Genomic DNA, 4,617 nt, shown 5'->3' on the forward strand with positions numbered 1-4,617 from the left:
GGTGCGGACGTCCCCGGGGCCGTGCCCGATGCGCCCGCGCAGCCGCAGGCCGCGTCGGGGGTGGAGGCGGCCGGTTCGGCGGGGCTCTGGGAGCCGTCCGCCTGGGGCTGCTGCTCGGTACCGGCGGCACCGTCGTCCGGGCCCTGCGGCGCGGCGGCCGGGGCGGGCGCCGCGGCGGTCTGCTGCCCTGCGGCATCGGCGGGGGCACCGGGCTGCGGCTGCCCGGCGGCCGGCTGCTGCGTCTCGGGCGGCTCTATGACGGCCTGTTCCGGGGGCGCGACCTCTTCGGATACGGGAAGGGCAACGGAGTCCTCGGGCACGGCGGCGGGCTCCGGGGCGGCCGCGGGCCCGGCCACGGGGAGATCGCCTGCGGGGGCCTCGGCGAGCGGCGCGGGAGCCGGGGCAGCTTCCGCCCCGGGCTCGGGCTGGGTCGCCTCGGCGGCGGGGGCCTCGGCCGGGGTGGCGGGGGCCGGTTCGACGGGCTGCGGCTGGTCGGTGGTCACCGGCGCATCGGCGGCCACGGGTACATCGGCGTTCACGGGCACGTCGGCGGTCGGGTCGTCGCCGGCGGGGTCTCCCGGCTGCGGAGCCGGTGCCGCGTCGACGGGGGCGGCCGGTGCCTCGGCGGCCGGCTGGTCCGCTTCGGGCTCGGCGGGCTGCACGGCCTGCGCGGCCTCGTCGGCCGCTGCGGGGCCGGGGCTCCCGGCGGACTGTGCCTGCGCCTGTGCCGGTGCCTCGGGCTCGGCTCCGGCCTCGGTGCTCCCGGCCTGGTCCGCGGCCTGCTGCGGGACGTCCGTGGCCACGGCCTCGGGCTGCTGGGCCACCGCGGCGGCGTCCTGAGCGGGCACGTCCTGAGCAGGGGCGTCCGGCGCGACGACGTCGGCACCAGGGGCCTCCGCCACGGCGGCGTCCGGTGCCGTGACATCCGGTGCCGTGGCGTCCGCTACGGCACCCTCCGTCCCGGCCGTTCCGTCCTGACCCGGCGCCGCCGCGTCCGGCAGCGCCTCCACCGTCACGTCCTGCGGCTGCGCGGGCGCATCGGGCACGGCCCCGGGGACGTCCGCACCTACGGATGCGGCATCGACGGGCTGTGCGGCGGCCTCGACCGGCAGCGGCTGCGGCTGTTCGGCGGGCAGTTGCGCGTCCTGCGGAACGGGCTGCGCGGCCTCGGGCGCAGGGGACACCTCGGGGGCGACCGTTTCTGCAACCCCGTCCGGCGCCGCCTGGGCCGGGGGCTCGCCCCACGGCGTCACCTGCGACGGGATCTCGCCGAGCTGCGGACCGGGCAACGGGCCCTGGCCCGCCGCCCCGTAGGTCTGCTCGGCGGACAACTGGCCCTCGTAGGGCTGTCCGCCGTACGACGGCGCCGCGAAGGCCTGCGCCGCCGCGTCGCCGAGCTGCTGCCCGGGGTGAGGTCCGGCCGGCGGGCCCGCCACGGCCTCGGGGGCCCCGGCCGGGGCGTCGAAGTACTCCGGGCCGCCGGTGGGCGGTTCCACCTGCGGCGCGACGGACTGCGCGGGCGCTTCCGCCGGTCCGCGGTCGGCCAGCGAACGGACCACGCCGCCGGTCGCGTCGGGCACCGGCGGGCCCATGTGCAGCGGGCGGCGAGGGGGCGTGGCGGGTGCGGCCGCGCGGGCCCGGTCCGGCTGCTGGGGAGCCGTGGGCTGCGGAATGCGGACGGCGCCGAGGTCGACGGAACCGGAATCCCGGCCGCCGCTCTCATGGTCACCGGCCTGGGCGGGCAACGGCTCGAAGCCGGTGGCCCCCTGGGCGGCCGCGTCGTACGGGGCCCCCTGCGGAAGCTGCTGGTCCGGGCCCTGGTGGGTCTCCTGGGGCTGCGGGAGCGGCTGGGGTGCCGGCTGCTCGCTCCAGGCGCCCTGGGCACCCGGCATCAGCAGCAGATCGTCGTCCTCGACGGCGCCGTCGGTCTGGTCGACGTAGGGGTATTCGCCCGGAGCGGGCACCATGCCCGGCTGCGGGGCCGGTCCGGCATCGGCAGGGGAGGGAGCGGCCGCCGGCTGCGGCTGCCCGGGATGTCCGCCTGCGTTCTCCGGCTGACCCTCGCCCGGGACCTGGCCGGTGTCGGTCATGCGTACCCCTCGCCCATTGGTAGTGCTCCTTCCAACCGCTCGTGCGACGCGCTCGACCGGGGCGCGCCGACGCCCCGATAGCTAGAACGAGCGAGCGCGCCTCGCGGCACGTCCGCTCTCCAGAGCTTCATATTCCGCCAAAACCACGGCATTTTCCGGATATTGACGTACGAAGCCGAACGCGGAACGGCGGCGCAACGATCCGCCAGCCTACCTCGCGCGGGTTGCCGTGCTGGTCATGGGTGAGAAACGCGATAGCCGCTCAGCAAAAACACCACGGACCGCTCGCGTTCGACCCAGGCGGACGTGTCCAGGTCGACGGACTGGAGCAAGGCGCACTCGACGTCGTAGCCGCCGTCCGCCAGCGCCCGGCCGAGCGACTCGGCCTCGTCGCGGGTGGCCGCGTGGGTGACGATGCGTTCGGGACGGCGGGCCGCGCACGCGGTGACGACCTCCGCTCCCCCGGCGCCGACCCGGATGACGTCGGGTTCCGGCAGGTCCTCCAGGATCTGCGGTGCCCGGCCGTGCACGACCTGGAGTTGGACGCCGTGCCGGCGAGCGAGGGCGGCGGTGCGCCCGCAGGCGTCCGCGTCGGCGTCCACCGCGATGACCGCGGCACCGAAGCGTGCGGCCTCCACCGCGGCGGCCCCGACGCCCGCGCCGATGTCCCAGACCAGGTCGCCCACCTGCGGCCCGAGGCGCGCGAGTTGCGCGGTGCGCAACTGGACGGACTCCCCCTCGCCGAGGACGCCGCCGTACGCACCGGCCGGAAGTCCCCAGCCACGCGGCCCCGTCGGATGGCCCACTTCGTGGCCGGCGATCCAGCCGGTCCCCTGCGCCGCCGCGCCGCCGGGCGAACCGCCCACCACAATCACGACATTGGGGTCACGCCAGACATGGTCGGCAGCCTTGTCCGATGTGAGGACAGTCACCCGCTCCCGGTCGGTGCCCAGGTCCTCGCAGATGACGAAGGTGCGGTGGACGCCACCGAGCAGCAGGGCGAGTTCGGCCGGCCCGGCGCCGGGCGAGGTGAGCACCGCGACCTTGGTGTGGGCGCGGCAGACATTCACCGCGCGGCGCAGATCGCGGCTGTGGGCGACCACGACCTGGGCATCGTCCCAGGGCATTCCGGCCCGGGCGAAGGCGGCCGCGACGGAGGAGACGGCCGGTACGACCTCCACCTCCAGACCGTGCTCGGGTGCCCGCAGGGTGCGTACGACGCCGAAGAAGCCGGGATCGCCGTCGGCGAGCACGACGGCGGTGCCGCGGTGCCGGGCGATCCGGCGGGCGGCCAAGGTCACGCTGCCGAGCCGGATCCGCTCGGCGTGCGGCGGGACTTCGGGCAGTGCGAGGTGGTGGGCGGCGCCGGCCACGAGGGTGGCGGCGCCGAGGGCGGAGCGGGCGGCGGCGGTCAGCGGAGAGCCGTCCCATCCGATCACCGTGACCCGGTCGGCCATGCTCGTCAGTCTCCTGGGGCTGCTGTGGTTACACGGGCAGCGGCGGCTGCGGGGCGGCCGGCAGGCCGGTGGCACTGCCGCCGTGGTCCGCTGATCCGCGCTGGTCGCGCAGGTGCGCGGCAGGCCGAGGGTACCCCGAGAGGTACGGACCTGCGTGCGGGTGTGAGCCGGTTGCCCGCGGGGCGGCGGGTCAGTTCCACTCGGGGTAGGTGAATCCGTTCGCGTCCGCGAGCCGGCCGGGGACCCCGTCGAGGTCCTCGGGCAGCAGGCTCCACACGATCAGGTCGGTGCGGATGTCCGCCCAGCCGCCGTCCTCCGTGCGGCTGCGGGCTATCCAGGCATTGCGCAGCACGCCCTCGCTGATACAGCCGATCTTCTGGGCGACCTGCTGCGACGCGGTGTTGCCCGCCGCGGTACGCAGCTCCAGACGCTCGAACTTCTGGTCGTGGAAGACCCACTGGGCGGTGGCGAGCGCCGCCTCGGACGCATAGCCCTCGCCGCGGGCCCAGGAAGCGACGATGTAGGAGAGCTCGGTGGAGCGCAGCCGCCAGTCGGTGTTGGTCAGCTGGACCACGCCGACCAGGCGCTGGGTGAGGAACTCGGTGACGGCGAAGTCGACTCCGCGGCCGGCGGTGCGTTCGGTGGGCGCGTACTCGGCGACCCAGGTGCGGGCGGCGGCCCTGGTGTAGGGCTGGGGAGCCGCGGTCCAGGCCGCGACGAGCTCATCGTTCATCATGTCGGCCAGCGACGGCACATCGGCCTCTTCGAGAGGGCGCAGCACCAACCGGTCCGTGCTGATGGAGATGTCCGGAAAGGTGGATGTCATGCCGCTGCTCCAACGCCGTTGACCGTGGGGTTCCGGGACGTCGCGGGCTGTTTCCGCGCGAGGTCACGGGCTGTCTTGACCGTCTTGAATGCACCAGCATGCAGCATGGGCCGTGGGGTGTGCCACGCGCGAGGGCCCCGGCCGCCCGCTCGGCGATCCGGGGCCCACGCGGCGTCTGTTCGGCCGGCCACCCTTCGGTGACCTGGGCGGACGCGGGGGAGGTGGGGTATCGGCCGGGCACCGC

At 75.9% G+C, this 4,617-nt stretch carries 2 protein-coding genes and 1 pseudogene; all 3 read right to left on the reverse strand.

Annotated features, from left to right (window positions below; translation table 11 throughout):
• Positions 1–2,090, reverse strand: a pseudogene (locus tag EST54_RS33320) (nicotinate-nucleotide--dimethylbenzimidazole phosphoribosyltransferase); the annotation flags it as partial.
• Positions 2,091–2,326: 236 nt separating this feature from the next.
• Positions 2,327–3,547, reverse strand: a complete 1,221-nt coding sequence (gene cbiE / locus EST54_RS33325) for a precorrin-6y C5,15-methyltransferase (decarboxylating) subunit CbiE (RefSeq protein ID WP_129251410.1) — start codon at positions 3,545–3,547, stop codon at positions 2,327–2,329.
• Positions 3,548–3,737: 190 nt separating this feature from the next.
• Positions 3,738–4,373, reverse strand: coding sequence for a GNAT family N-acetyltransferase (locus tag EST54_RS33330; protein ID WP_006607524.1), 636 nt, complete (start codon positions 4,371–4,373; stop codon positions 3,738–3,740).
• Positions 4,374–4,617: the final 244 nt, after the last annotated feature.

The organism is Streptomyces sioyaensis, from assembly GCF_004122735.1.
GTDB lineage: Bacteria > Actinomycetota > Actinomycetes > Streptomycetales > Streptomycetaceae > Streptomyces > Streptomyces sioyaensis.